This is a genomic window from Microbacterium sp. 05T445 (genome assembly GCF_056395865.1).
Genome location: NZ_JBFTKJ010000002.1, coordinates 1,202,049 through 1,223,661 on the forward strand (window position 1 = coordinate 1,202,049; position 21,613 = coordinate 1,223,661).

23 protein-coding genes and 2 tRNA genes are annotated in these 21,613 nt (G+C 71.0%); 19 read left to right on the forward strand and 6 right to left on the reverse strand.

Translation table 11 applies throughout. The annotated features are described in order from the left end of the window. Positions 1 to 44: 44 nt before the first annotated feature. From AC1DDU_RS15135 to AC1DDU_RS15150, 4 genes are all read left to right on the forward strand, one after another. A tRNA-Glu gene (locus AC1DDU_RS15135) sits at positions 45 to 120 on the forward strand. Between the two features lie 40 nt (positions 121 to 160). After that, positions 161 to 233, forward strand: a tRNA-Glu gene (locus AC1DDU_RS15140). Positions 234 to 319: 86 nt separating this feature from the next. Further along, the gene (locus tag AC1DDU_RS15145; protein ID WP_477435501.1) at positions 320 to 676 is read left to right on the forward strand and encodes a YidH family protein; all 357 of its coding nucleotides are present in this window, start codon (positions 320 to 322) and stop codon (positions 674 to 676) included. After that, positions 673 to 1,026: a DUF202 domain-containing protein gene (locus tag AC1DDU_RS15150; protein WP_477435502.1), complete on the forward strand. Its 354-nt coding sequence runs from the start codon at positions 673 to 675 to the stop codon at positions 1,024 to 1,026. The genes AC1DDU_RS15145 and AC1DDU_RS15150 overlap by 4 nt, the downstream gene beginning before the upstream one ends. An 8-nt stretch (positions 1,027 to 1,034) precedes the next feature. Here the strand turns inward: AC1DDU_RS15150 and AC1DDU_RS15155 are convergent, their stop codons facing one another. After that, positions 1,035 to 2,207 (reverse strand): DUF4349 domain-containing protein, encoded by a 1,173-nt coding sequence (locus AC1DDU_RS15155; RefSeq protein WP_477435504.1) that lies wholly within the window; start codon positions 2,205 to 2,207, stop codon positions 1,035 to 1,037. After that, a complete protein-coding gene (locus AC1DDU_RS15160) occupies positions 2,204 to 2,773 on the reverse strand; it encodes an RNA polymerase sigma factor (RefSeq protein WP_477435506.1) in 570 nt (189 codons plus the stop codon). Before AC1DDU_RS15160 ends, AC1DDU_RS15155 begins: the two co-directional genes overlap by 4 nt. Before the next feature lie 247 nt (positions 2,774 to 3,020). On the opposite strand from AC1DDU_RS15160, the gene AC1DDU_RS15165 reads away from it, so the two are divergent. The 7 genes from AC1DDU_RS15165 to AC1DDU_RS15195 all read left to right on the forward strand — a co-directional run bounded on the left by AC1DDU_RS15165 (position 3,021) and on the right by AC1DDU_RS15195 (position 10,646). Further along, positions 3,021 to 4,058, forward strand: coding sequence for a TerC family protein (locus AC1DDU_RS15165; protein ID WP_477435508.1), 1,038 nt, complete (start codon positions 3,021 to 3,023; stop codon positions 4,056 to 4,058). A gap of 174 nt (positions 4,059 to 4,232) precedes the next feature. Further along, on the forward strand, positions 4,233 to 5,705 hold the full coding sequence (leuC, locus tag AC1DDU_RS15170; RefSeq protein WP_477435509.1) for a 3-isopropylmalate dehydratase large subunit: 1,473 nt from the start codon (positions 4,233 to 4,235) through the stop codon (positions 5,703 to 5,705). A gap of 1 nt (position 5,706) precedes the next feature. Continuing rightward, the gene (gene leuD / locus AC1DDU_RS15175; RefSeq protein ID WP_477435511.1) at positions 5,707 to 6,303 is read left to right on the forward strand and encodes a 3-isopropylmalate dehydratase small subunit; all 597 of its coding nucleotides are present in this window, start codon (positions 5,707 to 5,709) and stop codon (positions 6,301 to 6,303) included. A 73-nt stretch (positions 6,304 to 6,376) separates the two neighbouring features. Further along, positions 6,377 to 7,759: a UDP-N-acetylglucosamine 1-carboxyvinyltransferase gene (gene murA, locus AC1DDU_RS15180; RefSeq protein WP_477435513.1), complete on the forward strand. Its 1,383-nt coding sequence runs from the start codon at positions 6,377 to 6,379 to the stop codon at positions 7,757 to 7,759. Positions 7,760 to 7,764: 5 nt separating this feature from the next. After that, the gene (locus AC1DDU_RS15185; RefSeq protein WP_477435515.1) at positions 7,765 to 8,529 is read left to right on the forward strand and encodes a lysophospholipid acyltransferase family protein; all 765 of its coding nucleotides are present in this window, start codon (positions 7,765 to 7,767) and stop codon (positions 8,527 to 8,529) included. Positions 8,530 to 8,557: 28 nt separating this feature from the next. Further along, complete coding sequence (locus tag AC1DDU_RS15190; RefSeq protein WP_477436854.1) at positions 8,558 to 9,655, forward strand: NAD(P)H-dependent glycerol-3-phosphate dehydrogenase; 1,098 nt, start codon at positions 8,558 to 8,560, stop codon at positions 9,653 to 9,655. Beyond that, positions 9,555 to 10,646, forward strand: coding sequence for a D-alanine--D-alanine ligase family protein (locus tag AC1DDU_RS15195; protein WP_477435517.1), 1,092 nt, complete (start codon positions 9,555 to 9,557; stop codon positions 10,644 to 10,646). Before AC1DDU_RS15190 ends, AC1DDU_RS15195 begins: the two co-directional genes overlap by 101 nt. A 21-nt stretch (positions 10,647 to 10,667) precedes the next feature. Here AC1DDU_RS15195 and AC1DDU_RS15200 read toward each other — a convergent pair whose 3' ends face one another. Continuing rightward, positions 10,668 to 11,168: a DUF3515 family protein gene (locus tag AC1DDU_RS15200; RefSeq protein ID WP_477435519.1), complete on the reverse strand. Its 501-nt coding sequence runs from the start codon at positions 11,166 to 11,168 to the stop codon at positions 10,668 to 10,670. 69 nt (positions 11,169 to 11,237) lie between these two features. Here AC1DDU_RS15200 and thiL point away from each other — a divergent pair, with 69 nt between their 5' ends. Both thiL and AC1DDU_RS15210 read left to right on the forward strand, forming a co-directional pair. Continuing rightward, on the forward strand, positions 11,238 to 12,233 hold the full coding sequence (gene thiL / locus AC1DDU_RS15205; protein WP_477435521.1) for a thiamine-phosphate kinase: 996 nt from the start codon (positions 11,238 to 11,240) through the stop codon (positions 12,231 to 12,233). A 33-nt stretch (positions 12,234 to 12,266) separates the two neighbouring features. Next, positions 12,267 to 13,637: a serine hydrolase domain-containing protein gene (locus AC1DDU_RS15210; RefSeq protein WP_477435522.1), complete on the forward strand. Its 1,371-nt coding sequence runs from the start codon at positions 12,267 to 12,269 to the stop codon at positions 13,635 to 13,637. Here the strand turns inward: AC1DDU_RS15210 and rsmD are convergent. Beyond that, entirely contained in the window at positions 13,595 to 14,158 is a 564-nt protein-coding gene (gene rsmD, locus AC1DDU_RS15215) for a 16S rRNA (guanine(966)-N(2))-methyltransferase RsmD (RefSeq protein WP_477435524.1), read from the reverse strand. The two genes, AC1DDU_RS15210 and rsmD, sit on opposite strands and share 43 nt — an antisense overlap. A 69-nt stretch (positions 14,159 to 14,227) precedes the next feature. Here rsmD and AC1DDU_RS15220 point away from each other — a divergent pair, with 69 nt between their 5' ends. The 6 genes from AC1DDU_RS15220 (at position 14,228) to mutM (ending at position 19,427) form a co-directional block, all read left to right on the forward strand. Beyond that, on the forward strand, positions 14,228 to 16,390 hold the full coding sequence (locus AC1DDU_RS15220) for an ATP-dependent DNA helicase RecG (protein WP_477435526.1): 2,163 nt from the start codon (positions 14,228 to 14,230) through the stop codon (positions 16,388 to 16,390). 42 nt (positions 16,391 to 16,432) lie between these two features. Next, entirely contained in the window at positions 16,433 to 16,930 is a 498-nt protein-coding gene (gene coaD, locus AC1DDU_RS15225; RefSeq protein ID WP_477435528.1) for a pantetheine-phosphate adenylyltransferase, read from the forward strand. Between the two features lie 135 nt (positions 16,931 to 17,065). Next, on the forward strand, positions 17,066 to 17,548 hold the full coding sequence (locus tag AC1DDU_RS15230; RefSeq protein ID WP_477436856.1) for a YceD family protein: 483 nt from the start codon (positions 17,066 to 17,068) through the stop codon (positions 17,546 to 17,548). Between the two features lie 32 nt (positions 17,549 to 17,580). Further along, a complete protein-coding gene (gene rpmF / locus AC1DDU_RS15235) occupies positions 17,581 to 17,790 on the forward strand; it encodes a 50S ribosomal protein L32 (protein WP_276179369.1) in 210 nt (69 codons plus the stop codon). Positions 17,791 to 17,806: 16 nt separating this feature from the next. Next, the gene (rnc, locus tag AC1DDU_RS15240) at positions 17,807 to 18,508 is read left to right on the forward strand and encodes a ribonuclease III (RefSeq protein ID WP_477435530.1); all 702 of its coding nucleotides are present in this window, start codon (positions 17,807 to 17,809) and stop codon (positions 18,506 to 18,508) included. After that, complete coding sequence (mutM, locus tag AC1DDU_RS15245) at positions 18,501 to 19,427, forward strand: bifunctional DNA-formamidopyrimidine glycosylase/DNA-(apurinic or apyrimidinic site) lyase (RefSeq protein ID WP_477435532.1); 927 nt, start codon at positions 18,501 to 18,503, stop codon at positions 19,425 to 19,427. Before rnc ends, mutM begins: the two co-directional genes overlap by 8 nt. Here the strand turns inward: mutM and AC1DDU_RS15250 are convergent, their stop codons facing one another. Further along, positions 19,428 to 20,528, reverse strand: a complete 1,101-nt coding sequence (locus AC1DDU_RS15250; protein ID WP_477435534.1) for an N-acetyltransferase family protein — start codon at positions 20,526 to 20,528, stop codon at positions 19,428 to 19,430. Next, positions 20,521 to 21,603 (reverse strand): GNAT family N-acetyltransferase, encoded by a 1,083-nt coding sequence (locus tag AC1DDU_RS15255; protein ID WP_477435536.1) that lies wholly within the window; start codon positions 21,601 to 21,603, stop codon positions 20,521 to 20,523. Before AC1DDU_RS15255 ends, AC1DDU_RS15250 begins: the two co-directional genes overlap by 8 nt. Between the last annotated feature and the right edge of the window lie 10 nt (positions 21,604 to 21,613).

Genomic DNA, 21,613 nt, shown 5'->3' on the forward strand with positions numbered 1-21,613 from the left:
GAGCGGGCCTGCGAGCCATGGCATAATCGAACGGTTGCCTGAACGGCCCCATCGTATAGCGGCCTAGTACGCCGCCCTCTCACGGCGGTAACGCGGGTTCGAATCCCGCTGGGGTCACCAGTCAGGCAACAGGATGCAGCATCCGCTGCGGATGCTGTACGGCCCCATCGTATAGCGGCCTAGTACGCCGCCCTCTCACGGCGGTAACGCGGGTTCGAATCCCGCTGGGGTCACAGTGAGAACGAGCCCCCGGTCACAGACCGGGGGCTCGTTCGTTTCTCCCGGACGAGCTCGTGCCGCCCCGCTAGGCTCGGCGACGATGGACACCCGTTTTCCGCGATCGCTCTACGGCCGGGGCACCGAGCCCGACCCGCGCTTCAGTCTCGCCAACGAGCGGACCTTCCTCGCCTGGGTGCGCACGTCGCTCGCGCTCCTGGCCGCAGGGGTCGCCCTCATCGCCCTCGACGTCGGCGTGTCCGCGGGGTTCCGCGTCGCGTCGGCGAGCGTGTTCGTGGTGCTCGGCCTGCTCGCCGCCGTCCAGGCGTGGGTCGGCTGGTACCGGGTCGAGCGGTCGCTGCGAGAATCCCGGCCGCTCCCGGGAGCCGCGTTCGGCCCTGTGCTGACGGTGGGGGTCGTCGTGGCGGTGATCCTGCTGGTCCTCGGACTGCTGTGGTGACCGAGCCCGACGCGCCGTACGACCCGGGTCTCCAGCCCGAGCGCACCCTGCTGGCGTGGCGGCGCACCTTCCTCGCGCTCGGCGTGGCGGGTGCCGTCGCGGTGCGCCTGGCGGCCGAGGTCAGCCTGTACGCGGCGATCCCGCTCGGGATCCTGCTGGTCGGCGCGGCGATGGCGGGCTACCTGCGGGTGTCTCGGCGCTATCGCCGCGCCCATGAGGGGCTCCGCGACCGCGACGTCCTCGAGATCGACGGCCTCGCGATCGCGCTCATGACTCTCACCCTGGTCGCGATCGCGGTGGCCGCGGGGGTCTACGTGATCGGAGTCGGCACCGCCGCGGCGGCGGGCTGAGGCATCCGTCAGTCGCCTTCGTGATCTGCAGATGCCGGCTGCCCGGCCTTCGCCTCCTCGCGCCTGGTACGACGACGCCGGCGGACGAGCCGCACGATGCCCCACACGGCGAGGGCGACGACGGCGGCCACCGCGAGCCAGGGGAGGAGGAACCCGATCGCGACCACGATCCCGTTGAGCGTCGCGACCAGGCCGTTCCACCCCGCGGCCAGGCCATCGCCGAATCCTGCCGGATCGGCGGTCACCGGCTCCGTCTCGGGGACGACCGAGACAGACAGCGTCGACATCGCGACCTGGTCGTCGAGCATCTTCAGCTGTTGCTGGTAGGACTCCAGCAGCGCCTGACGCTCCGACAGTGCGGACTCGGCGGCGATGAGGTCGGAGACGTTCTGGGCCCGCGCCATGAGCTCGGTGAGCCGGTCCACTGACGCCTGCGCGGCGTCGATGCGGGCCTGCAGATCCACGGTCTGCGCCGTGACGTCCTGCCGGTTGAGGTTCGTGGCGGTGACCTCGCCGACATCGCCGAGCTCGTCCACGAGCTTCGGCAGCTCGTCGGCGGGCACCCGCACCGTGATCCACGCCCCCTCGGTCGGGGAGGGGTACGGCATGGTGTCGTACACGATCCCACCGTCGGTCGGCGACACGGGACCGACGGTGCCGTCGGTGCCCACGCTCATCGACTCGACGTACCCGCCGTGCGCGATCGCGGCGTTGCCGATCGCGCGGGTCGCGGCCCCGACCTCGGCGACGGTGACCGTGGCCGAGGCGGTGGTGATGATGTCACGACCGGATGCGACGTCGCCCGTCGTGCTCCCGTCCGCATCGGGTGCGAGCAGCTCGGGCGCCGACGGGCGGGCGTCGGAGCCGGCGACGTCGGAGGCGTCGTCCTGCGCGCTTCCGGAGCCGGCCAACGGGGCGGGGGCGACGGCGGAGTCGCTGCTCGGGGCGCCACCGCCGACGAGCAGGCCGACGGAGGGCGCGATCACCGCGGCGACCGCGATCACGGCCGCGGCGGCGCCGCCCGCGATCCAGAGACGGCCGCGGCGCGTGCGGCGCGCGGAGTCGCGTGAGCGCTCACGCGCGATGTCGGCGAACAGGGCGTCCTCGATCTCGTCCACGCGCTGCGCGCTGAGGTCCGGCAGCGCCGGGTGGGCCTCGGGGGCCGGGGGCTGCGTGCTCATGTGCTCTCCTTGACGACGGTCCGGAGACGCGTCCGGATGCGGGAGAGACGATTGCGGACGACACCGTGCGCGACGCCGAGCTCGTCGGCGGCGGCCTGGTACCCGTAGCCCTCCGCAGCGCAGAGGCGGAAGATCGCCCGGTCGAGCTCGCTCAGGCCCTCCACGGCCGCCATGATCGCGGCGGCCAGGCTCTCGTCGATCACCTGCTGCTCGACGTCGACCGTGGCCGGAAGGCTCTCGTCAGCCGGCGCCGCGGTGTGCTCGCGGTCGCGCCGCTGGCGGCGGATCCGGTTCGCGCACTGGAAGCGGCAGATCGTCGCGAGCCACGGCAGCAGCGAATCGCCGACGAGCTCGAGGCCGGGGAGCTTGCGCCAGGCGACGAGGAACGTCTCCTGGGTGACCTCCTCGGCGTCCGCGGGGTTGCCGACCAGGCCGTGCGCGAGCCAGTACACAGGGCGTACGTAGGCGCGGTACAGCGTGCGGAAGGCGTGCTCGCTTCCGCTCGCGGCCGATGCCACGAGCGCGGCGTCACCGGCGGTGCCGCCCGGCGGGTCGTCGTCGGCCATCCCCATCCTCCGAATTGTCTCTCACGGTGTCAGTGTCCGCACTGCGGCGATCGTCTCACGACGCCGTTGCGCGGCATCCCGAGCCTGTATCCTTGTGCGAGCGAGAGGGAGTATCCCGGTACCGCGCATCCGTCATCACGGGTCCCGACAGAGCGACCCCGGGTGCGCGCCGCAGGCCGACCGGCCGGCGGGGGAGAGACTTTCGGCTTCGACCGACCCTTCGCACGCTCCCTTCGAAAGGCCCTCAATGGACCTCGAACTCCCGCTGTGGTTCGAAATCGGATCCCTCGTGATCCTCTCCCTGATCCTCCTGGCGGATCTGCTGCTCATCCTGAAGCGGCCCCACATCCCCTCGGCCAAGGAGTCGACCCTGTGGGTCGTCTTCTACGTGTGCCTGGCACTGCTCTTCGCGGGCCTGATGTGGATCTTCGCCGGCCCCGAGTACGCCGGGCAGTTCGTCGCGGGCTGGCTGACCGAGTACAGCCTCTCGATCGACAACCTCTTCGTCTTCGTGCTGATCATGTCGCAGTTCGCGGTGCCACGGCGCTATCAGCAGGAGGTGCTGATGGTGGGCATCATCATCGCCCTGGTGCTGCGCGGCATCTTCATCCTCCTCGGCGCCGCGATCATCGAGGAGTTCAGCTGGGTCTTCTACATCTTCGGAGCGTTCCTCGTGTGGACGGCATGGCGCCAGGCGTTCCCCGGCGGCGACCACGACTCCGACGTGAAGCAGGAGAACTTCGTGGTGCGGATGCTCCGCCGCACGATCGACATCTCCGACCACTACGACGGCGCGAAGATCCGCACGGTCGTGGACGGCAAGAAGATGTGGACGCCGATGATCATCGTGTTCGCGGCGATCGGCGTGACCGACCTGCTGTTCGCGATCGACTCGATCCCCGCGATCTTCGGCATCACCCAGAGCGCGTTCATCGTGTTCACGGCGAACATCTTCGCCCTGATGGGTCTGCGCCAGCTCTACTTCCTCCTGGGCGATCTGCTGGACCGTCTGCGGTACCTGCACTACGGCATCGCGTTCATCCTGGCCTTCATCGGCCTGAAGCTGGTCTTCCACGCGATGCACGTCAACGAGCTGCCGTTCATCAACGGCGGCGAGCCGATCGAGTGGGCCCCCGAGATCTCGACGTGGATGTCGCTGGGCGTCATCGTGATCTCGATGGTCGTGGCGACGGTGGCGAGCTTGATCGCGTCGGCGCGGGAGAAGCGCCAGCAGACGGATGCCGCGGCCGCCGTCGAGGCGCCGAAGACCTCCGACGGGAGCTGACGGACGTCATCTCGCGCGGGGGCGGCCCGGGCCGGTGGTAGCCTGGGCTCGTGCGGATCGCTCGCCTTCTCCTTAGCGGCCGCGACGAGTCCTAGTTCCCAGGCCTCCCTCGTCGCGGAGTTCGTCGCGGGCCCCACGTCATGCGGGCACAGCCCCGGAGGAGAACGAGAACCAATGAGCACGACCGACGCATCCGGCATCCCGGATCGCCCCCGGACCCTCGCCGAGAAGGTGTGGGACGACCACGTGGTCGTCCGCGGCACCGACGGCCAGCCGGACCTCATCTACATCGACCTGCACCTCGTGCACGAGGTCACCAGCCCGCAGGCGTTCGACGGTCTGCGCGCCGAGGGGCGCCCGGTGCGCCGCCTCGACCTCACGATCGCGACCGAGGACCACAACACCCCGACGCTCGACATCGACAAGCCGATCGCCGATCTCACCAGCCGCACGCAGATCGAGACGCTGCGCCGCAACGCCGCGGAGTTCGGCGTGCGCCTGCACTCGCTGGGCGACAAGGAGCAGGGCATCGTCCACGTCGTCGGGCCACAGCTGGGTCTGACGATGCCGGGCATCACGGTGGTCTGCGGCGACTCGCACACCTCCACGCACGGCGCGTTCGGCGCGATGGCGTTCGGCATCGGCACCAGCGAGGTCGAGCATGTGATGGCGACCCAGACGCTGCCGCTCAAGCCCTTCAAGACGATGGCGATCACCGTCGAGGGCGAGCTGAAGCCCGGCGTCACCGCGAAGGACATCATCCTCGCGATCATCGCGAAGATCGGCGCGAACGGCGGGCAGGGCTACGTCCTGGAGTACCGCGGCAGCGCCATCCGGGCCCTCTCGATGGAGGGCCGCATGACGATGTGCAACATGTCGATCGAGGCGGGCGCGCGCGCCGGCATGATCGCGCCCGACGAGACGACGTTCGCGTACCTCGAGGGCCGCCCTCATGCACCGAAGGGTCAGGACTGGGAGGATGCCGTCGCCTACTGGCGGACGCTTCCCAGTGACGAGGGCGCCGTCTACGACGCCGAGGTCTTCCTCGACGCCAACGAGCTCGAGCCCTTCGTCACGTGGGGGACCAACCCCGGCCAGGGGGTGTCGCTGTCCGACGTCGTCCCCTCGCCGGACGACTTCGCCGACGCCAATGAGCGCGCGGCCGCCGAGCGCGCCTTGGAGTACATGGACCTCGTTCCCGGCACCCCGCTGAAGGACGTGCCCGTGGATGCGGTGTTCATGGGCTCGTGCACCAACAGCCGCATCGAAGACCTCCGCGCCTTCGCGTCGGTCATCGAGGGCCGCACGAAGGCCGATGGCGTGCGCGTCATGGTCGTGCCCGGATCGGCCCGCGTCCGCCTCGAGGCGGAGGCCGAGGGGCTCGACAAGGTGTTCCAGGACTTCGGCGCCGAGTGGCGCTTCGCCGGGTGCTCGATGTGCCTGGGCATGAACCCAGACCAGCTCGCGCCGGGGGAGCGCTGCGCCTCCACGAGCAACCGCAACTTCGAGGGCCGGCAGGGCAAGGGCGGTCGTACGCACCTGGTCTCGCCGCTGGTCGCCGCCGCGACGGCGGTCCTGGGCCGTCTCGCGAGCCCGAGCGACCTTCCCGCACCGGTCGGGGCTGCAGCCGAGGGCACGGAGGACTGACATGGACAAGTTCACGACGCACACCGGGATCGTCGCGCCGCTGAAGCGCTCCGCGGTCGACACCGACCAGATCATCCCCGCCGTGTACCTCAAGCGCGTCACCAAGACGGGCTTCGAGGACGCACTGTTCGCCAGCTGGCGGCAGGACCCCGACTTCGTGCTCAACCAGCCCGCGTACGCCGGGGCGAGCATCCTCGTCGCCGGTCCCGACTTCGGCACCGGCTCGAGCCGCGAGCACGCGGTGTGGGCGCTGCGCGACTTCGGTTTCAAAGTGGTGCTGAGCCCCCGGTTCGCCGACATCTTCCGCGGCAACGCGGGCAAGCAGGGCCTGGTGGCGGGCGTGATCTCGGAGGACGACCTGGAGGCCGCATGGGCGGCGATCGAGGCGGATCCGGGTGTCACGATGACGGTCGACCTGGCCGCCCGCACGGTCACCATCGGCGAGCTTGAGCTGGCTTTCGAGATCGACGATTACACTAGGTGGCGGCTTCTCGAAGGGCTCGATGACATCGGGCTCACGCTGCGCGACGAAGACAAGATCGCGCAGTTCGAGGCTCGCCGAGAGGCGTGGCGGCCGCGGACGCTTCCCGTTCCGTAGTCCAGGCCGGGCGCCCCGATCGGGCGCCCGACCTCTGCAAGCCCCCTCGTGCACACTTAGTGAGGACCACCGGATGAAGCCGCTTCTTAACGTCGCCACGAGCGAAGTCTCCGCAGCAAAGGCGGGAGATCTGGAACTGAACGGTGAAGTCCTCGCGATCCGCGGCGGCCGTCCCCTGACGGGCCGCGTCGAGGTGAAGGGCGCGAAGAACCTCGTCACGAAGGCGATGGTCGCGGCCCTGCTCGGAGAGACGCCCAGCACCCTGCGGGACGTGCCCGACATCAGCGACGTCAACGTCGTCCGGTCGCTCCTGGAAGTGCACGGCGTCACCGTGCGCGACGGCGAGGAGGAGGGCACCCTCCACCTCGACCCCAGCGGCGCCGTCGCGGCGCACTTCGAAGAGATCGACGCGCACGCCGGGGCATCCCGCATCCCGATCCTGTTCTGCGGCCCGCTGCTGCACCTGCTCGGCGAGGCGCTCATCCCCGACCTCGGCGGCTGCCGCATCGGCGACCGCCCCATCAACTTCCACATGGACGCGCTGCGCGCCTTCGGCGCCGTGGTCGACAAGAGCTACGAGGGCATCCGGATCACGGCTCCCAACGGGCTGCACGGCGCGAACATCGAGCTGCCCTACCCGAGCGTCGGCGCGACCGAGCAGGTGCTGCTCACCGCCGTGCGGGCCAAGGGCGTGACCGAGCTGCGGAACGCTGCCATCGAGCCCGAGATCATGGATCTCATCGCCGTGCTCCAGAAGATGGGCGCGATCATCTCGTACGAGCCGAACCGCGTCATCTTCATCGAGGGCGTCGACTCGCTGCAGGGCTACGACCACCGCGCGATCTTCGATCGCAACGAGGCGGCCTCGTGGGCGTGCGCCGCCCTCGCCACCGACGGCGACATCTTCGTCGGCGGAGCCCGCCAGCAGGAGATGCTCACGTTCCTCAACGTCTTCCGCAAGGCCGGCGGCTGGTTCGACGTCCGCGAGGACGGCATCCAGTTCCGCCGCGGCGGAGCGCTCAAGCCCGTCATGGTCGAGACCGACGTGCACCCTGGGTTCATGACCGACTGGCAGCAGCCGCTGATCGTCGCACTGACGCAGGCCGAGGGCGAGTCCACCGTGCACGAGACGGTGTACGAGAACCGTCTGGGCTTCACGGAGGCGCTGAACCTGATGGGCGCCGACATCGTCGTGCACCCCGACGGCATCGACGCCCCCGCCCGCCGCGTGCCGCGCCGCGCCCTCGAGCAGGCCGCCGTGATCAACGGGCCGACCCCGCTGCACGGCGCCGACGTGGTGGTGCCCGACCTGCGGGGCGGTTACAGCTACGTCATCGCCGCCCTCGCAGCCGAGGGCGAGTCGATCGTGCGCAACGTCGGCATCATCCGCCGCGGCTACGAGAAGTTCTTCGCCAAGCTCGACATGCTCGGCGCCGACTTCGACGTCATCGGATGAGGCCGGTGGCGACCACCCGTCTGCGCGCGTCGGCGGAGAAGACGCGTCCGAGCATCTTCTGGCCGCTCGCGGCCATCGTGGTGCCGCTGCTCAGCCTGCTCTTCAAGCTCGAGATCGAGGACGGCGAGAAGCTGCCCCGCGACGGCGCCTACGTGCTCGCGCCGAACCACATGAGCGAGATCGACCCCCTCGTGGTCGCCCTCGCGGTGTGGCGCCTGGGTCGCGCGCCGCGGTTCATGGCGAAGGAGAGCCTGTTCCGTGTCCCGGTGCTCGGCTGGGTGCTGCGCGTGACCGGCATGGTCCCGGTCGCCCGCGCGACCTCGGCGGCCGCCGCCCGCGCGACGCTGGAGGCGTCCGAGACGCTGGTACGGCACGGGCGAGGGGTCATCGTCTACCCGGAGGGGTCGCTGACCCGCGAACCCGACCTGTGGCCCATGCGCGGCAAGACCGGTGCGGTCCGGCTCGCGCTGGCCGGCGGCATCCCTGTCATCCCGATGGCGCACTGGGGCTCGCAGCAGGTGCTCCCTCGCTACGGCAAGCTCAAGCTGTGGCCGCTGCGCCGCCGCGTGCGCGTGATCGTCGGCGACCCGGTGGACCTGTCGGCCTACGCCGACAAGGCGACGTCGCAGAGCGCGCTCGTCGAGGCCACCGACGCCGTCATGGCCGATGTCTCGGAGCTGCTGTCGCAGCTGCGCGGCGAGCCGGCCCCTGCCGAGCGCTGGAACCCGGCCGATCACGGTCAGAAGGAGACGGGTCGCCTTGAGCCGTAGACAGGATGCCGCACGCCCGCGCGTCGCCGTGATCGGCGCCGGCAGCTGGGGCACCACGTTCGGCAAGATCCTCGCCGACGGCGGTGCCCACGTGACGATGTGGGCGCGCCGCCCCGAGCTCGCCAGCGAGATCCAGGAGGGCAAGCGCAACAGCGAGTACCTCCCCGGCATCAACCTGCCCCGCGACATGCACGCGACGCACCACCTCTCCGAGGCGCTGGACGGCGCAGAACAGATCTACCTGTCGATCCCCAGCCAGGCGGTGCGGCAGAACCTCAAAGCGGTGCGTCCGCTGATCTCCAAGACCGACGCGCCCATCGTGTCGCTCATGAAGGGCGTCGAGCGGCGCACCGGGCTGCGGATGAGCCAGGTCATCGAGCAGGAGCTGCACTGCGACCCCGACCGCATCGCGGTGGCATCCGGACCCAACCTCGCCCTCGAGATCGCCCGTGAGCAGCCGACCGCCGCGGTCATCTCGTCGACCAGCCAGGAGACGGCAGAGGCCGTCGCCCGCCGTGCCCGCAACCGCTACTTCCGCACGTTCGTGAACACCGACGTCATCGGCACCGAGTTCGGCGGCGTGCTCAAGAACCTCATCGCCGTGGCGATCGGCATCGTCGACGGCGTCGGCTACGGCGAGAACACGAAGGCGTCGATCATCACGCGCGGCCTCGTCGAGATGACCGACTTCGCCGTCGCATTCGGCGCGCAGCACGAGACGCTGCAGGGCCTGGCAGGGCTCGGCGACCTCATCGCCACGTGCCAGTCGCCCCTCAGCCGCAACAACACCGCCGGGCGCCTGCTCGGCCAGGGTTATCGCTTCGACGACGTGGTCAAGCAGATGAACCAGACCGCGGAGGGGCTCGCGTCGGTCGCGCCCATCCTGCAGCTGGCGCGCGAGGTGGGTGTGCAGATGCCCATCGTCGAGCAGGTCAAGATGGTGCTCGACGGCACCATGAACCCTCGCGACATCGCGCCGCATCTCACGACCGACGACGACACCCCCCAGGGCGAGAGGACGACGAATGGACAAGCCGGCGGTGGCGGTGCTCTTTGGCGGTCGATCCAGCGAGCACTCGATCAGTTCCGCAACGGCGGGCGGGGTGCTGCGGGCGATCGACCGTGACCGCTACCGGGTGATCCCCATCGGCATCACCCGCGACGGCGTGTTCGTCCTCGAGGACGACGACCCCGACAAGTTCGCGCTGGACGCCGAGCGGCTTCCCGAGGTCGTCGACAACGGCACGCGCGTGGTGTGGCCCGAGGGCGGCGCCGACCGCACGCTGCGCGTGCGCCGCGGGGACGGGTCGCTCGACGACCTCGGCCGGCTCGACGTCGTCCTGCCGATCCTCCACGGCCTCCACGGCGAGGACGGCACCGTGCAGGGCTTCTTCGACACGCTGGGCATCCCGTACGCGGGCGGCGGCGTGCTCGACTCGGCGCTGTGCATGGACAAGCACTTCATGAAGGTCGTGCTCGCCGCGGCGGGTGTCCCCGTCTCGCCGTGGATCACGGTCACCCGCGCGCGGTGGGAGCGCGATCCCGAGGGCGTGCGAGCGGATGCCGCAGCCCTCGGCGAGCCGTCGTTCGTCAAGCCCGCCCGTGCCGGCTCGAGCGTCGGCGTCTCGAAGGTGCACGACGCGTCCGAGCTCGACGGTGCCCTGGCCGTCGCGTTCGCCGAGGACGACAAGGTCCTCGTCGAGTCGGCCATCGTCGGCCGCGAGGTCGAGGTCGCGATCCTCGAAGGGCGCGACGGAACCGGCCCGCGGGCGTCGCTGCCCGGTGAGATCGTGCTCACGACGCGCGAGTTCTACGACTTCGAGGGCAAGTACCTCGGTGGCGACGGTGCGGAGGTCGTCTGCCCCGCCGATCTGTCGGAGGGCGAGATCGCCGCGATCCGGGAGCTCGGCATCCGCGCATTCGAGGCTGTCGACGGCCGTGGGCTCGCCCGTGTGGACCTCTTCCTCGCCGAGGACGGGCTCTACGTCAACGAGCTGAACACGATGCCGGGGTTCACGCCGATCTCGATGTTCCCGAAGTGCTGGATCGCGACCGGGATGTCGTACCCCGAGCTCATCACCGAGCTGGTCGACATCGCGCTGGAGCGCGCCGCCTGAATCGGCGGCCGACCCCGCGGGTCAGCCGTCCTGGGCCGTGCCGTCGGGCAGCAGCGACTCGGTGTTCGTGCATGCCGCCTCGCGGGTCGTGGCGGTCTGCAGCACCAGACCGAGCTGCGTGAGCACCTCGTTGGGGGAGACGGTCTCGTTGTCGATGAACACCTCGACGGCGGGCACCCGCCCGTAGGTGGTGACGAGGTACTTCGGCGCCTGCGTCTCGTCGACGACCCAGTCCACGTCGCCCAGCGTGATGCACTTCGCCTCGGTGGGGCCGGGCGGCGTGACCCCGCAGCGCAGCAGCACGGCGGACGCGTCGTTCCCCCACGCGCCGGTCGCCTGTGCGTCCGTCCATCGGCGCGCTTCGCCGTCGACGCTGCCCGGCAGGCGCACGGTCACCTCGGCGCAGGCGGGGTCGTTCGCGCCCTTCGCGGGGTCGAGGTCGACGGTGGTCGAGCAGCCGGTGAGGCCGATCGTCGCGACGGCCGCGAGCCCGGCCGCGACGAGGGTGGGGATCAGGCGCACCCCTCCAGGCTAACCCGGGCCCCGAGCCGCCGACGCACGGTCGCGAGCCGACCCCGGTAGCGTGGACGGGTGGTCGACGAGCGCAGGGATCCGACGGTGGGCGAGCTGAGCGAGGGGCGCATCCTGCGCAGCATCCTCGACCGCCTCGGCGAGTCCAACGCCCTCGTCGGGCCGGGCGACGACGCCGCGGTGATCGCCGCGGCCGACGGGCGGGTGGTCGCGACGGTCGACACCCTGGTGCACGGGCCGGACTTCCGGCTGGCGTGGTCGAGCGCCTACGACCTCGGGTACAAGGCCGCCGCGGTGAACCTCGCCGACGTCGCCGCGATGGGCGCGACCCCGACAGCGCTGCTGGTCGCGCTGGCGATGCCCGAGGCGACCCGGCTGTCGTTCGTCACCGGCATCGCCGACGGTCTGCGCGCGGCGTGCCGCGATCTGGCCCCCGGCTGCCGGGTGGAGGGCGGCGACCTCACGGTGTCCGACACGCTGACCCTCGCCGTCACGGCGCTCGGGGCCCTGGCGGGGCGGGATCCGGTGCTCCGCTCCGGCGCGCACCCCGGCGACGTCGTGGCGGTCGCCGGCGACCTCGGCCGCGCCGCGCGCGGGCTGCGCGTGCTGTTCGAGCGTTTCACCGACGCGCAGGGGGCGCCCGTCCCGGTCGACGAGAGCGTGCTCGACCCTCACGAGCGCGCCGACCTCGCGGCGCAACTGCGGCCGTCGCCGCCGGTCTGGCTCGGCACGGCAGCGGCGGATGCCGGCGCCACCGCGATGATGGACGTCTCGGACGGTCTGGTGCTCGACGCGACGCGCCTGGCGACGGCATCCGGGGTCACCCTCTCTCTCGAGTCCCCGCTGCTCGGCGCGGACCCCGCGTCGGCGCTGGCGGGAGGCGAGGATCACGCGCTGCTGGCCACGTTCCCGTCGGATGCCGCCCTCCCGCACGAGTTCCACCGCATCGGCATGGTCCGGGCACGCGGCGAGGAGCCCGTCCTCGTCGACGGGCGCGCGTACGAGGGGCGCACCGGGTGGGATCCGTACCGGGATTGGGACGCCCGTACCGGGTGAGGCGCTGTCGGCGACATTCGCTAGCGTGGCACCGTGACCGCGCTCCTTGACCGCTCGACGCCCGAACAGCAGGCCATCCCGACCGCGGCGATCTCGCGCCTCGTCGCGGCGCTGGACCGCATCGAGTACCTTCACACGCTGACGATCGTCCGTCACGGGCACGTCGTGGCCGAGCACACCTGGGCGCCGTACCGGCGCGACCTGCCGACCGCGATGTACTCGGTGAGCAAGAGCTTCACGTCCATCGCGGTGGGCATCGCGATCTCCGAAGGACGGCTCGACCTGGACGAGCGCGTGATCGATCTGCTGCCGGAGCATGCGCCGGACCTGCCGTCCGCGCACCTGTCGGCGCTAAGCGTGCGGCACCTGCTCACGATGACCACCGGACACGACAGCGAGCCCCCGCTGTGGGGCGAAGCCGACTGGGCGACGACGGCGCTCGCGACCGACCTGCCCTACGAGCCCGGCACGCACTGGCAGTACAACACGCCCGCGACGCACCTGCTGTCGCTGATCGTGCAGACCCGCACGGGCGAGCGGCTGCTCGACTATCTGCGCCCGCGGCTGTTCGATCCGCTCGGGTTCCGCGACCCGGAGTGGGAGCAGAGCCCGACCGGCGTGGATGCCGGCGGATTCGGGCTGTCGATCCGTCCCGAAGAGCTGGCCGCGTTCGGGCAGCTGCTGCTGCAACGAGGGTGGTGGGGTGGGCGGCAGCTCGTCCCGGCGGAGTGGATCGACGAGGCGACGGCGTTCCAGGTGCCCAACGACCTGCCCGCCACCGACTCGCACCAGGGGTACGGATTCCAGTTCTGGCGGTGCCGTCACGGCGCGTACCGCGGTGACGGCGCCTTCGGGCAGTACGTGGTGGTCATGCCCGGCTCCGACGCCGTCGTGGCGATCACCGGCGGCCTGCCCGACATGCAGCCGGTGCTCGACCTCCTGTGGGATGTGCTGCTGCCCGCGTTCGACACCGTCGAGCCGGTCGCGCAGCGCGCCCTGCCCACGCCGATCCCTCCCGCAGGGGGTGAGCGGCGCGACGTCGACCTGCGGTTCGCCTACGACGGCCCGATCACCGAGGTGCGCATCGGCGACGGTGTCGTCACCATCGACGGCACCGAGCTGGTGTGCGTGCCCGGCGAGTGGACCGTCGCCGCCTTCGCGCCGTCAGGCGACGAGGCCCGGTTCTGGTACGGCGAGCAGGTCGCGGTCTCCGGCGGCTGGCGGGGCGACGTGTTCACGGCCGAGGTGCGCACGCTGGAGGACGCGCCGACGGTGCGGCTGGAGCTCGCCGCGGACGGCCGGCTCCGCCTCACCCGCGACGTCGGCTTCGAGAACGAGCCCTGGGAGGGCGATCCCGTCGCTCAGTCCGCGGTCGTCGCCCACCACAGCGTCGTGTCGCCGTAGCGCTTGGACCGTGTCGCGATGAGGCCCGTCGGAAGAGCCGGCTCGGGGGAGCGCGTCCCCCGCTCGATGACGACATCCGCCCCGGGCGCCAGCAGCGGCGCCAGCAGCGCGAGCGTCGACGCCAGTTCGGTCTCGCCGACGTCATAGGGCGGGTCGAGGAACACCAGGTCGTAGGGGCCGTGCGCCGACCGCAGGAAGGCGTCCGCCGAGGTGCGGTGCACGCGGATCGCGGCATCCGTCCCCACCGCCTTCGCGACGCGACCGGCGTTGCGCTGCGCGATCGTCGCGGCGCGCGGCGACTTCTCGATCAGATCAGCGGATGCCGCTCCCCGGCTGATCGCCTCGAGCCCGAGCGCACCGGACCCGGCGTAGAGGTCGAGCACCGCGGTGCCGCGCAGGAGGTCGGCCGACTCGAGGGCGCCGAACAGGGATTCGCGCACGCGGTCGCTCGTCGGTCGGGTGCCGGCGTCGGGAACGTCGAGCACGAGGGACCCCGCACGGCCGGCGATGATGCGCGTCACCCCTTCACGATATCGGTCAGGCGCGCCCCCGCTGAGGCGGACGTCGCCCGTCGAATCTAGACTCGACCCGTGGCCACCTTCACCCTCGACTCGAGCCTCGGCGGCGCGGTCGGCGGAAAGACCGCGGCGGCCCTCGAGCGCGCATTCGGCATGACGACGGTCGGCGACCTGATGGCGCACTACCCGCGGCGCTATGCGCGGCGGGGCGAGCTGACGCAGATCTCGTCGCTGCCGGTCGGCGAGCCGGTGACCATCGTCGCCGAGGTGCGGCGGGTCAACGAGCGGCGCATGAAGAACCGCAACGGCTCGCTGCTGGAGGTCGTGATCAGCGACGGCAACGGAGAGCTGTCGCTGACGTTCTTCAACCAGGCGTGGCGCGTGAAGGACCTGCGACCCGGCAGGCGCGGCATCTTCGCCGGCAAGGTGGGGGAGTACCGCGGCGCCAAGCAGCTCGCCCACCCCGACTACGAGCTGTTCGACGACGAGGAGCAGGCCCGCCTGACGGCCGAGGCCAACGCGAACCTCCCGATCCCCATCTATCCCGCCACCAGCACGGTGGCCAGCTGGCAGCTGCAGAAGATCATCGCGCTCGTCCTCGACGGGCTCGGGGACGTGCCCGATCCGCTGCCGGACGACCTGCGCGCCCGGCACGGCCTGCTCGACGCCCGCACGGCGATCGAGAAGATCCACCGACCTGCCGGAGCCGACGACGTGGAACCGGCACGCGCGACGCTGCGCATGCAGGAGGCGTTCGTGCTGCAGGCGGCCCTGCTGCAGCAGCGGCAGTTCGTGCGCGCGCTGTCGGCGATCAAACGCGCCCCGGGCGCACTCCTGGAGCGCTTCGATGCGGCGCTGCCCTTCCCGCGGACGCCCGACCAGGTGACCGTCGGCGACGACGTCAGCCGCGACCTGCAGGGCGACTGGCCGATGAACCGCCTCGTGCAGGGGGAGGTCGGCTCCGGCAAGACGCTGGTCGCGCTGCGGGCCATGCTCCAGGTGGCGCAGGACGGTGGGCAGTCCGCACTCATCGCCCCCACCGAGGTGCTCGCGGCGCAGCACGTGCGTTCGATCGCGCGGATGCTGGGGCCCCAGCTCGCACCGGAGCTCATGCCCACGCTGCTCACCGGCCAGCTCCCCGCCGCCGACCGCCGCAAGGCGGCGCTGCGTGCGGCATCCGGACAGGCGCGCATCGTCGTGGGCACCCACGCGCTGCTGAGCGAGACCACGACCTTCGCCGACCTGGGGCTCGTCGTCGTCGACGAGCAGCACCGCTTCGGCGTCGAGCAGCGCGAGTCGCTGCGTGCCAAGGGAGCGTCGCCGCACGCCCTGGTGCTGACGGCGACGCCGATCCCTCGCACGGTCGCGATGACCGTGTTCGGCGACCTCGACGTGTCGACCATCCGCACCATGCCCGCCGGCCGCGCCGGCATCGAGACGTTCGTGGCTCCGCTGGCGGAGCGCCCCGGCTGGTTCGGCCGCGTATGGGAGCGCATCGCCGAGGAGGTCGCGAAGGGACGCCAGGCCTTCGTCGTGTGCGCCGCGATCGATGCCGAGGCCCTCACCAAGGACGACACCGCCGACGAGCCTGCGGGCGACGCCGAAGGCGAGGCGAGCCGCACCCGCTGGGGCGTCGTGCAGGTGGCGGACCTGCTGTCGCGGCATCCGTCCTTCACCGACATCCGGGTCGAGATCCTGCACGGCAAGATGCCGTCGGACGAGAAGGACGCCGTCATGCAGGCCTTCGCACGCGGCGACGTCGACGTGCTCGTGGCGACGACCGTCGTCGAGGTCGGCGTCGACGTGCCCAACGCCTCGACGATGGCGATCCTCGAGGCCGACCGGTTCGGCGTCTCGCAGCTGCACCAGCTGCGCGGTCGTGTCGGGCGCGGTGGCGTTCCGGGCCTGTGCCTGCTGGTGACCGAGGCGCCCCTCGGGTCGCCCGCGCGCGAGAGGGTGGATGCCGTCGCCTCGACGCTCGACGGCTTCGCCCTGGCGGAGGTCGACCTCGAGCTGCGCGGCGAGGGCGACGTGCTGGGTGCGGCGCAGTCCGGCGCCCGTTCGTCGCTGCGGCTGCTTCGGGTCGTGAAGGACGCCGACATCATCGCCGAGGCCCGCGTCGCCGCCGAGCAGGTGCTCGCCGACGACCCTGCGCTGCTGCGGCATCCGGGACTCGCCGCCGCCCTCGAGCACAACGTGGGAACGGCCGAGCGGGCCGCCCTGGCGAAGAACTGAGGCGCGTCCGAGCGGTGGTTCGCGCCCAGTAGGCTGGTCGGCATGAGCAGCCGGATCGCCGTCGTCCCGGGATCGTTCGATCCGCCGACCCTCGGCCACCTGGACGTCATCCGCCGCGCCGCGTCGCTGTACGACGAGCTGCACGTGCTGGTGGTGCACAACCCCGGCAAGGAGGCGATGCTCCCCATCGCGCAGCGTCAGGCGCTCCTGGAGCAGTCGATCGCCGAGAGCGACATCGAGGGCGAGGTGATCGTCGCGTCGTGGAGCATGGGCCTGCTCGTGGACTACGCGACCGAGGTCGGCGCAGGGGTGCTCGTGAAGGGCATCCGCTCGCAGGTGGATGTCGCCTACGAGACGCCGATGGCGATCGTCAACCGCCACCTGGCGCATGTCGAGACGGTGTTCCTGCTTCCCGACCCCGCGCACGCCCTGGTGTCGAGTTCACTGGTGCGGCAGGTGGCGGGACTCGGCGGCGACGTCACGCCGTACGTGCCCTCGGCGGTCGCGCGCTTCCTCGACACCGGCGCCCGCGGGATCTGACCCCGCCGCGCCACGCCGCGCGGCAGGCGGAGCCGACGCCGTTCCCCGCCGGTACGATGGGTGATCGTGGTCAGAAAGCATGTGACGGGTCCGTTCGTCCTCCCGGTCCGCGACATCATCCGCCATCCCGGAGAGATGCGCGAGCACACTCTCGAGGTGGGTGCTCCGGCCAAGTGGGGCGAGGGCCTGGTGTCCGTCGCCGAGGGCGAGCCGGTGGTCGTCGAGGTGCGTCTGGAGTCGGTGCACGAGGGGATCCTCGTCTCCGGAGACGTCGACACCGAGTACACCGGCGTCTGCAGCCGATGCCTCATCGACATCGCCCAGCCGCTCGAAGTCGAGTTTCAGGAGCTTTTCGCGTATCCTGGAGAGGAAGAAGCTGACTTCGAAGTTCAAGACGACCACGTGGATCTTGAAACTCTGGTCAGGGAAGCGGTCGTCCTGTCGCTTCCGTTTCAGCCGGTGTGTCAGCCGGATTGCCCCGGCCTTGACCCGGTCACGGGCGAGCGACTGGCCGAGAACGCCGGATCGCCGCAGAGCGAGCCCCTCGATCCACGTTGGGCCGCGCTCCAGGACTTCACCACGACCAACGACGACGAATCACCGCGCTCCCGCGGCTGATACGGCATCGAGAACACAGAAGAGAGCTAGCCATGGCAGGCAACCCCCCGAAGCGGAAGGTCTCCCGTTCCAACACGCGCTCGCGTCGCGCGCAGTGGAAGGCCGAGGCGCCCGCCCTCGTCAAGACGGTCGAGAACGGCAAGACCGTCTACAGCCGTCCGCACCAGGCGAAGGTCGTCACCGACTCGCAGGGCACCGAGCTGTTCCTCGAGTACAAGGGCCGCAAGGTCGCCGACGTCTGATCGTCGCACACCTGAGGTGACCGACGTCACTGCCGAGCGCACCGCGCTCGCAGACCTCACGCAGAAGCTCGGAGTCGACATCGACCCCGAGCTTCTGTCGCTTGCGCTCACACATCGCTCCTGGGCGTACGAGAACGGCCAGGTGCCGCACAACGAGCGCCTGGAGTTCCTCGGCGACTCCGTCCTCGGACTCGCCGTGACGGTGCGCCTGTTCACCGGTCACCCCGACCTCGACGAGGGTGCGCTCGCCAAGCGGCGCGCCAGCGTCGTGTCGACGGTCGCCCTGGCCGAGATCGCGCGGGGCATCGGGCTGGGCGAGCACCTCAAGCTCGGTCGCGGCGAGATCCTCACCGGCGGGCGCGACAAGGACTCGATCCTCGCCGACACCATGGAGGCGATCCTCGGCGCGGCCTACCTGTCGGCGGGACCGGATGCCGCCACCGGCCTGGTGCTGCGCCTGGTCGAGCCGCTGCTGGCCGACCCGGAGCGCTACGGCGCCGCGATGGATCCGAAGACCGCGCTGCAGGAGCTCGCGGCGCACACCCGACTGCAGCCGCCCGTGTACGAGGTCACCTCGACCGGGCCCGACCACGACCGCCGGTTCACGGCGACCGTCACCGTCGGCGACCGCACCGCCCGCGGCATGGGCACCAGCAAGAAGCACGCCGAGATGGCCGCCGCGCTGACGGCGTGGCGAGAGCTCAGCGGGCGTGCCTGAACTCCCCGAGGTCGAGGTCGTCCGCGCGGGCCTCGCACCGGCCGTCACCGGCGCCACCGTGCTCGGCGTCACGGTCTTCGACGAACGTGCGCTGACCCGTCACGCCGGGGACGGCGCCGACTTCGAGGCGCGTCTGGGGGGACGCGTGGTCAGTGCCGCCGCGCGGCGGGGCAAGTTCCTGTGGCTCCCGCTGCAGCCTGCGTCCGGCGAGAGTCGGTCGGCGGAGGCCGTCGTCGGCCACCTCGGCATGAGCGGGCAGATGCTCCTGCGGGCGCCGGGCGCGGCGCCCGAACGACACGAGCGCGTCCGGATCGACCTGGCGCATCCCGTCCACGGTGAGCTGTCGGTCGTGTTCGCCGACCAGCGCACGTTCGGCTCGCTCGCGATCGACGACCTGCTGCCGACCGCGGACGGCGCGCCCGGCGGATACGGGTGGGCCGAGGCATCCGTCCCCTCCCAGGTGGCGCACATCGCGCGCGATCCGCTCGACACCGCCTTCTCGGATGCCGCCTTCCGGCGAGTGCTCGCACGCAAGGACTCTGCGATCAAGCGGGTGCTGCTCGACCAGACCGTGCTCAGCGGGGTCGGCAACATCTACGCCGACGAATCGCTGTGGGCCGCCCGCATCCATCCCGAGGCGCCGGCGCGGACGCTGTCGACGCGCGCCGTCAACCGCCTGCTGGCCGAGGTGCGCCACGTGCTCGACAAGGCCCTCGCCGAAGGGGGCACCAGCTTCGACGCGCAGTACGTGAACGTCAACGGCCAGGCCGGCTACTTCGCGCACTCCCTCAACGCGTACGGCCGCACCGGGGAGCCCTGCCCCCGATGCGGCCGCCCGATCGTGCGGGTGTCGTTCACCAACCGATCCAGCCACTTCTGCGCGCACTGCCAGCGGATGCCGCGACCCGCCGGCGCCTGATCACAGCGGCAGCACCTTCTTCCACGCGCCCGCATACGACGCGGGCACGAAGCCGATCGCCTCGTTGATGTCGAGCATCGGCCGGTTCTCCTCGGCGTTGAACGTCGACACCCGCGGCGACTCCGGCACGAGGCCCTGCCAGCGCAGGAGGTTCGCGCACTTCACGATCGTGCCCAGCCGGTGCCCGCGATGCTCCTTGACCACGAGCGTGCCGAACTGCTGCGTCGCACTGTCGTGATCCTGCGCGATGGTCAGCTCGTTGTAGGCCACGACCTTCCCGGTGGGCACGTGCAGCACGGCGGCGACGGAGACGGTGAGGCCCTGTGCCTTCAGCCGGGCGTCGCGTCGCTGGACGCGCGCGGCATCCCAGTGCTGCTCGTCCACGACCAGGCCGCCCTGGGGCGTGTCGGTCGACATGCGCGAGAGCACGTGGGCGAACGCATCGAGGTGCTCTGCCGGGGTCGGCGACGTCCAGGCGATCTGCCGGTAGTCCTCGCCGGCCACCGACAGTGCGTCGGCGAGCATCCGCTCGACGGGCGCGGGATCGCCGGTCAGGTCGAAGACGCTGTTGCGCTCGACCTGTTCGAGACTGAACCCGTTCGCGAGGTGGAACCGCACCTGAGGATCGTCGGCGGGAACGGCGCCCCAGCCGGTCGACGGCTCGAGGCGCGGGCCGACGATGTCGGGGCGGTGCAGCGTCCACGTCTGGATGGTCGCGATCCCGCGCTCGCGCGCCTCCCGTTCGACCTCGGCGAGGAGGATCTCCTCGACACCGCGTCCCCGGAAAGGCGGGTCGACCATGAGGTCGAACTCGACCGTGCTCGCGCCCGGCTCGTTCGAGATCATGAGCGTGACCGCTCCCCGTACCTCGTCGTCATGCAGGGCCGCGAAGCCCAGCTGCGTCCAGTCGGTCTGGTCCTGCCAGGACCCGAGCATCTCGTCGGGCTCCTCGCGGAGGTCGTCGTGACCGGCATCCTCCAGGCAGACCGCGTTGGCGATCCGCACCATCTCGAGGAACAGGCGGGCGTCCGCGGCGTCGGAACGCTCCGGGACGGGGATGGGCTGAACCGTCACCACTTCCAGCGTCGTCAGGTCATTCATCGAGCACCTTCTTCCATGCGCCCTCGTACGCGATCGGCGCGAAGCCGATCGCCTCGTTGATGTCGAGCATCGGGCGGTTCTCTTCTGCGTTGTAGGTGATGACGCGCGCCGAAGCAGGCGCCACGTCGCGCCACGCCAGCAGCGCAGCGCACTTGACGAGCGTTCCGAGCTTGTGGCCTCGGTGCTCCTTGAGGACGAGCGTGTCCTCCTGATGGGTCGCCTCGGTGCGGTCCCTGCCGATCACGAGCTCGTTGAACGCGCACAGCTCGCCGGTGGCGATGTGCTGGGCGGCCGTGACCTGCAGAGTGCGGCCGGCGTCGACGTACTTCGCATCGTGCTCGGCGACCCGCGCGGCATCCCACACCTCCTCGTCGAACTCCATCGCCGCAGCAGGCGCGTCGGTCGACATCCGCGACTTCATCCAGCCGTAGCCGGCGACGTACTCGGCGGGTGTGGGAGCGGACCACTGCACGAGCCGGTACGGCGCGGAGGCCGCCCGCGCCTGGGCGAGCAGGCGTTCGACGTCGGCGAACGACCCGGTCAGGTCGAAGGCGCTGCAGCGTTCGACCTGCTCCAGCGTGTAGCCGTGGTGCAGGAAGAAGCGGGCGACGTGGTCCTCCGGGATCGTGCCGAACCCGGTCGGTGGAGCCAGCCGCGGCCCCTCGGAGGCCGGGTGCTCGGCCCAGGACTGCAGCACGGTGCGGCCGTGCTCTCGCGCGGTGAGCTCGACCAGCTCGTAGGCCGCGGAGCCGATGCCCCGGCCCCACACCTCGTGCCGCAGCTCGACGAGCCACATGGCGACCTTCGATCCCTCTTCGTGCGGGATGTCGATGCCGATGCGACCGACCGTGCGGCCCGCGTCGACGACCAGCCAGGTCAGCCGCGTGGCGTAGTCGGACGGCTGGTAGTGGGGGAGCAGCTCCTCGGCGGAGATCCCGTGGTCGTCGTGCCCCGAGATCTCGCGGTAGATCTCGTTGCGCACGCGGACCATGTCGATGAAGTCGGCGGCGTCGGGGGCGTCGACCGCGGCGGGGACGATGAGCGGGCGGAACTCGAGCCCGGTGAGGGTGGTCATGTGCGGTGTC

Bases quoted from the DNA above. Each gene is read 5' to 3' on its own strand.
- AC1DDU_RS15230 (WP_477436856.1), top strand. From the start codon at position 17,066: ATGCGCGAGCACACTCTCGAGGTGGGTGCTCCGGCCAAGTGGGGCGAG.
- coaD (WP_477435528.1), top strand. From the start codon at position 16,433: ATGAGCAGCCGGATCGCCGTCGTCCCGGGATCGTTCGATCCGCCGACC.
- AC1DDU_RS15145 (WP_477435501.1), top strand. From the start codon at position 320: ATGGACACCCGTTTTCCGCGATCGCTCTACGGCCGGGGCACCGAGCCC.
- AC1DDU_RS15160 (WP_477435506.1), bottom strand. From the start codon at position 2,773: ATGGCCGACGACGACCCGCCGGGCGGCACCGCCGGTGACGCCGCGCTC.
- AC1DDU_RS15165 (WP_477435508.1), top strand. From the start codon at position 3,021: ATGGACCTCGAACTCCCGCTGTGGTTCGAAATCGGATCCCTCGTGATC.
- AC1DDU_RS15155 (WP_477435504.1), bottom strand. From the start codon at position 2,207: ATGAGCACGCAGCCCCCGGCCCCCGAGGCCCACCCGGCGCTGCCGGAC.
- leuC (WP_477435509.1), top strand. From the start codon at position 4,233: ATGAGCACGACCGACGCATCCGGCATCCCGGATCGCCCCCGGACCCTC.
- murA (WP_477435513.1), top strand. From the start codon at position 6,377: ATGAAGCCGCTTCTTAACGTCGCCACGAGCGAAGTCTCCGCAGCAAAG.
- AC1DDU_RS15255 (WP_477435536.1), bottom strand. From the start codon at position 21,603: ATGACCACCCTCACCGGGCTCGAGTTCCGCCCGCTCATCGTCCCCGCC.
- rpmF (WP_276179369.1), top strand. From the start codon at position 17,581: ATGGCAGGCAACCCCCCGAAGCGGAAGGTCTCCCGTTCCAACACGCGC.
- AC1DDU_RS15250 (WP_477435534.1), bottom strand. From the start codon at position 20,528: ATGAATGACCTGACGACGCTGGAAGTGGTGACGGTTCAGCCCATCCCC.
- leuD (WP_477435511.1), top strand. From the start codon at position 5,707: ATGGACAAGTTCACGACGCACACCGGGATCGTCGCGCCGCTGAAGCGC.
- AC1DDU_RS15195 (WP_477435517.1), top strand. From the start codon at position 9,555: ATGGACAAGCCGGCGGTGGCGGTGCTCTTTGGCGGTCGATCCAGCGAG.